This is a genomic window from Arthrobacter sp. 05L417 (assembly GCF_056397865.1).
In genome coordinates, this window is the sequence record NZ_JBFTOG010000052.1 from 25,825 (window position 1) to 31,824 (window position 6,000).

The 6,000-nt window shown below is 59.5% G+C and carries 5 protein-coding genes; 3 read left to right on the forward strand and 2 right to left on the reverse strand.

Annotation, left to right across the window (positions count from 1 at the left end):
* Positions 1-796 precede the first annotated feature (796 nt).
* Positions 797-1,120, reverse strand: a complete 324-nt coding sequence (locus AC1DJW_RS24525) for a DUF1330 domain-containing protein (RefSeq protein ID WP_476902758.1) — start codon at positions 1,118-1,120, stop codon at positions 797-799.
* Between the two features lie 67 nt (positions 1,121-1,187).
* Positions 1,188-2,750: an AMP-binding protein gene (locus tag AC1DJW_RS24530; RefSeq protein WP_476902759.1), complete on the reverse strand. Its 1,563-nt coding sequence runs from the start codon at positions 2,748-2,750 to the stop codon at positions 1,188-1,190.
* A gap of 93 nt (positions 2,751-2,843) precedes the next feature.
* Here AC1DJW_RS24530 and AC1DJW_RS24535 point away from each other — a divergent pair, with 93 nt between their 5' ends.
* From AC1DJW_RS24535 to AC1DJW_RS24545, 3 genes are all read left to right on the forward strand, one after another.
* A complete protein-coding gene (locus tag AC1DJW_RS24535) occupies positions 2,844-3,362 on the forward strand; it encodes an SRPBCC domain-containing protein (protein WP_476902760.1) in 519 nt (172 codons plus the stop codon).
* A gap of 145 nt (positions 3,363-3,507) precedes the next feature.
* Entirely contained in the window at positions 3,508-4,884 is a 1,377-nt protein-coding gene (locus AC1DJW_RS24540; RefSeq protein ID WP_476902761.1) for an MFS transporter, read from the forward strand.
* Between the two features lie 135 nt (positions 4,885-5,019).
* A complete protein-coding gene (locus AC1DJW_RS24545) occupies positions 5,020-5,916 on the forward strand; it encodes an ABC transporter substrate-binding protein (protein WP_476902762.1) in 897 nt (298 codons plus the stop codon).
* Positions 5,917-6,000: the final 84 nt, after the last annotated feature.

Below are 6,000 nucleotides of genomic sequence, written 5' to 3' on the forward strand. Positions count from 1 at the left end.
GCCGGCCCGGGCCGAAGAAGGTGGATACGTAGCCACTGTCCATGCCTGAAATCCGTACCGAAAGTTGTACCCGTGACGGGTGATTGTGGCCGGGGTTTTGGGACAACATCCGGGACAGGCAGGTTACGCGGTATTCCGCGGATCCCAACAGATGTGGGAGTGTTCCACCGAGGTTGTCCCACAACCAAGGAAGTGGGACACCCGTGGTTCTAGCAAGGTTGGGTCGCCGCAGCCGAAAAATACTGGCGGCGAATACGGCGACCCAACTAGTTGCCCAAGCTAGTGACTCTTCATCTCGGTGCAGATGAACCTGCGGTGCTGTCCGGGCAATGTTGTCGAGTAGTGCGATTGCGGGCCGACTTGGGGAAGGGGAAGCGCAGCCGGCTTTAGATATCCCAGCCAGATCCAAAAGACGTCGGGTATGGCTTCCAATTGGCGCCAGGCCTTTTGCAGTGTTTTAGGCCCAGACAGCAAGGTTTTCGTCCTTCAAGCAGATGTAGCGGCGTTCGTCTGGGCCGTAAGGTTCGAGCCAGAAACCGCTGCCGTCTGGCATGACTTCTTCGACTCGTCCTGTACGCGGGGAAGCGTTGTTGGAGCGTATTTCAACTATGTCGCCTGGGCTCGGGGTCCACGTTCTGGGTTGTGGGACGCGAGGCCTGCGGGCTGTCGCGGAAAGCATGGGTTTCCTCTCATGCTGTGCCAGGGGGCGCAGCGTTGGTGGCGCCGAAATGGACGGCGCAAGTTTTATGCGGGTGCATGAAGTGGAGTGCCTAGGCAGCGATACCGTTCCTTTTGGCTACTGGAAGCCACCCCATGAGTTTTTGGGGTTATCGCCGCCGTCTAGGATGACCAGTTCAGAGCCGTAGCATGCGGCTTGTCGAATGGCGGCTGCTTCCTGGTACTCGGGCGAGTTATACATCGCCAGGGCCTCCTCAATGGAAGGAAAACGGTGGAGGAAGTAACGTTCGAATTTGAGGTCGCCTTCAAGTTCGACAAAAGCTTGACCGCGGGACAGTGGTTCGAATCCGTAGCGTGGCTGAATGCGGGACACAATTTCGGCGTAGTGGGCCAGTAATGCTCCGTCGCGGGGGTTTGCTCGTCCCAACCAATATGCAGGCATGAGGCTCCTTAGGAATAAAGGTCTTGATGGTTGATCCGGTGCCCGGACCGCCCGGGCACCGGGGGTGTCAGTGGACGTATCGTTCCAGGCCTGACCAGTACTGCTCGCGCAGCCGTTTTTTGTCGATTTTGCCCACCGCTGTCATGGGCAGCTGGTCTACGATTTCGATTGCCTTGGGGGCTTGATGCGCGCCCTTGCGTCGCTTGACGGACTCGGTGAGGGCGGAGGCGTCCACCGTGGTGCCAGGGCGTGGGACGATGACAGCGGTAACAGCTTCGCCCCACTGGGCGCTAGGAATCCCGATCACAGCTACTGCCGCGACGGCTGGGTCCTCTGCGATGACGTCCTCGATCTCCCGAGAGTAGACGTTAAACCCACCTGAAATGATCATGTCCTTTTTGCGCTCCACTATGTGGAAGTAGCCGCGTTCATCTCTTACGGCAAGGTCTCCCGTATGGAGCCAATCGGATCTGAGTGTTTCTTCCGTCTGCTGGGCAAGCCCCTGATAGCCGCTCATGATTCCCCGGCCTCGAACGCAAATTTCCCCGACGGCTCCCGCTGCAACGGGATGGTCTTCCTCGTCAAGGAGTTCAACGCGGGCACCCAGAACCGGCCGGCCGCAAGAGCCGAGAAGGTCGGGGTCGCCAGCTGGGTCGTGTTCGTCCTTACGTAGGACTGTTGCCCAGGAGACGCATTCGGTCTGCCCATACGCTTGTAGCAGCACCGGTCCGAGAACGTCGTGAGCCTCCGCAATCCGGGATGGGGACATGGGTGAGGCCCCATACATCAAGGTTTCGAGCGAGCTGACGTCGTATTTGCTGGCCAGGCCTGAGTCCAGCAATTTGTAAAGCATGGTCGGAACGCAGAAGCTCCAGTTCGCGCGCTCGTCCTGGACTGCGCGAAGCCACTGCTCTGGGTCGAAGCCTCGTTGGACAATGACGGCTCCGCCCCGCAGCAGCGTAGGCACGATCGGGATCACGCCGGCGTGGGAAAGCGGTGCAACTGCTAGATATCGAGGGCTGCTCGGCAGGTCGAGTCCCGTTGTCACCGATACGACCGCCTGGGACATCGCACGGTCTGGGAGCTTTACCCCTTTGGGACGGCCGGTTGTACCCCCTGTGTAGGCAATCCAGGGGACGTGCTCCGGCCCGAACCCGTAGCGCACGAGTGGGGTAGGCGGTGCCGACTCAGAAAGATGGATCAGATCGGGGGCGAGGTCGGATTGCCCCAGCACAAATGTGTGCCTAACGGCCGCTGACCGGGCCATGATCTCTCCGCCAACTGATGCATGGGCCGGATCGACAATGAGGACATCCACGCCTGCGTCATCACACACGTAGGCGTGGTCTTCCGCCGAACCCAGGGGATGGAGTCCGCTGTAGTGCAAGCCCAGCAGTGTAGCTGCGGCCTGAACCATCCACACTTCGGGCATGTTGGCACTGAGAACGCCAATGCCGTCGCCGGGAACCACGCCGTGGTCTGAGAGTACGCGCATGAACCGACCTATCCGATCACGGACCATGTCGTAGGTCAATCGGCGGTCTCCCGCCACGAACGCGGTTCTGGTCGGATACCGCGTGAGAGCTTCAATCAGCAGATCGCTGTAGTTGACGTCTGTCAGGGACGACATCTTTCACCTCTTCTTTGAAGTTAAGCGTGACATAGAGCACACTCTTAATGGTAACTTGGTAAGACCAACCATCCAAGCACGAAGGAGTGCCTGATGATTTCTACCGCAGATTCCGTCCTTGTCTCACCCAAGGGGGAGACCACCCTGGTGATCTCGCGTGATTTGCAAACCACCCGGGAACTTGCCTGGGACGTTCACAACGAGCCGGAACACGTCAGCAAGTGGTGGGGCCTGGAAGGACACCTGAACCACATCACTGAAGTAGATCTCCGACCTGGCGGTTCGTGGCGCTTCGGCCAGCGCGGCCCGGATGGAACGGAGGTGATTTTCGGTGGCGCTTACCGTGACCTCGATCGGCCGCGAATGTTCAGCTACACCAAGGACTGGCCAGGAGCTGATCCGTCCTCGGAAAAGCTTGAAGAAAGTCTGATCACCATCTGGTTCGACGCGCATGACCAAGGGACCACAGTCACCCTGGTTTGCGAATTTTCTTCGTCCGCATTGCGCGACAGGGTCGCTGCAGGAGGGCTGGATCGGCTGCGTCAGTCCTATGACCGCATGGACAAGCTGCTCAATACGCTCCGCCTCTCAGAGGTGACCGAAGCGGGCTAACGCCCTGCTTGCTTTGCCCCAACACAGCGCAAATCGCCAAATGTCTGCAGATTCTCTCGTGGGGACAACGGCCGATGAACGGACGGCATTTGAGCCGCCCGAATTTCTCATTCCATATTTCCTTGAATAACGGCACGGAGACACAATGCAATCTCAACCCGATGCTTCACAAGCATCAATCGGAATACTCACCCGCACAGGTCCTGAGATCATGGCTCGCCTGGAAGGCCTGCCCTTCACGCGGCTCCACAAACGCTTCATCACCATCATCGGCTTGGCCTACTTGTTCGATGCCGCCGATGTTGCCCTCCTGACCTTCGTCCTGGCCCCCATCAGCGCTGAGTTGCACATCGATAAGCTCCAATCGGGCACGATCGCCAGCATGGCGTTTGTGGGTATGGCCATTGGTTCGATCTGCTCAGGATGGCTATGCGACCGTTTCGGCCGACGGCCCGTATTCACCTACAGCATGTTGCTCTGGGGCGCCGCCAGCCTCTTTACGGCATTTACGTGGGACTACGGCTCGTTGTTGACCGCCCGGTTCTTTACCGGAATCGGAATGGGAGCCGAACTACCGTGCGCCATGGCACTTGCTTCGGAGTTCCTGACCAAAAAACGGCGCGGGACCTTCCTCGGATCCGCCCAAGTGCTTGTCATAATTTCGTTCCTCATCTCCGGTGGTATCACGTTGCTTGTGGGCTGGCGGACAGCATTCATCATCATGTTCGTCCTCTCCATGTTCTCGTTCATCGTGCGACGTGGTGTGCCGGAATCCATCCGGTGGCAAGTAACCCATGGGCGTCTTGGAGACGCCCAGAAGACGCTCGCCCGCTTCGAAGCGGTCGCCCCTCCAGGCTCCATTACTCCCGTCACGCCGCCGCCACCAGTGGAGGGCTCCACCATTCCTGCTTCGCGCGGACCTCTGCGTGACCTTTTCGCCGGCCGTCAACGCAAGCGGACAGTGACAGCCTGGACGATGTGGTTCTTCCAGCTCATGGCCCAATACGGAATCACCATCTGGATTGCGAAACTGCTTTTCGACAACGGAGCCAGCATTGCATCCTCGATCGGCACAACAATGCTGATGCAGGTATGGGGCATCCCCGGCGCACTGACATCCTCGTTCCTTCTCGAGCGACTGGGACGACGCCCAATCTATGTAGTCGCCGCTATCTGTACAGCTGCCGCTGCGTTTTGGTACGGGAATGCCCCCTCGCCAGCTACAGCCATCATCGCGGGCTCAGTACTGCAGTTCTTCCTCTCCGCCATGACCTCGGCGCTCAACGCTTACACCCCGGAATTGTTCTCCACCGCCTGCCGCGCAACTGGCATCGGAACGGCAACGGCGTGCGGGCGAATCAGTTCCGTGATCGGTCCACTTGTTGTACCCGTAATCCTGCTCACCTGGGGGTACGCAGCCACCTTCGTTGTATTGGGGCTCTGCTTCCTCGCAGCCGCTACGGCTGTCCTGGCCCTAGGACGCGAAACACGCGGTAAGAGCCTGGAAGAAGCAGTTCAATAGCAACCGCCTAACTCGCGTTGCGGAGGACACGAAGGGCCTCTCCTCCGCAACGCGAGTCACAGGCATCCAACGCACCAGGATCTCCGGGGCCTTAAGCCTCCGATCGCAACACGAATCCAGAAAGGTAGGCACCAAATGCCAGTTGTCATAGGTCAAGTAGCATCGTTGACCGGCAACAACCCGGGCGGCACTGAGAATCACTTGGGAGCAGACCTCGCCCTTGCCGAGATCAACGCCGGCCAAGGACTGCTTGGAAACACCGTTGAACTCCTTGTGACCGACGACCAGACTCTGCCAACGCAGGCCGTCAGGGCTTACAACGAATTGGTCGAGCGAGGGGTCTGCGCCGTCGTGGGGACATCATTCTCAAACGCCAGCCTGGCCATCATCCCAGAAGCTGAAAAAGCTGCAGTCCCGTACATCTCAACAGGCGCAGCCGACAGCCAGATTGAGCCCGTCCGCGCCTACGGCTTTATGACACCCCCGACCGCAGCGGCAGTCGCCGAGCAAATGCTGCGATATTTCCAGGCCCAAGGGCTGACAAGGCTGGCCCTCGTTTACGACGAGGACAGCATGTTCGCCAAAACCGGGTTGGAGAAGCAAACACGGCTTGCAGGGGACTACGGGATAGATTTCGTGCACCTCGACGAGTTCCATGTCGACACCACAGACTTCGGCCCCCTCTGGGCCGGGGTGACGCAGGCCGGAGTCGACGGAATCATGGCTTGGGCGACAGGACCACCGGCCGTCGAACTAGTCAGGCAGCGGCCGATTGAACTTCCCTTTGCGATGAGCCACGGGAACTCCAATCAGCGCTTCCTTGACGCAGCCGGCAAAGCCGCGGAAGGCGTCATTGCTGCCGGCTACCTCGGTCTCGTGGCAGATGAGCTGCCTGCCTCGGATGTCGCGGAGGCCGCTACATCCTTCGTCCAGGCATTCAAGAGACGTCATGGCCGGTTACCGTCCTCATTGTTACCGGTCTCGTTATTTGACGATGTGGCCGTCACGGTCCGTGGCGACGAGCGGGTATGAAAGCGCCCCGCCGGATGGTGACCGGCGGGGCGTTGATCGCCGCGCTGACGCGGCGGTGGTCATTGGTGACGGCGTGTTTTACTC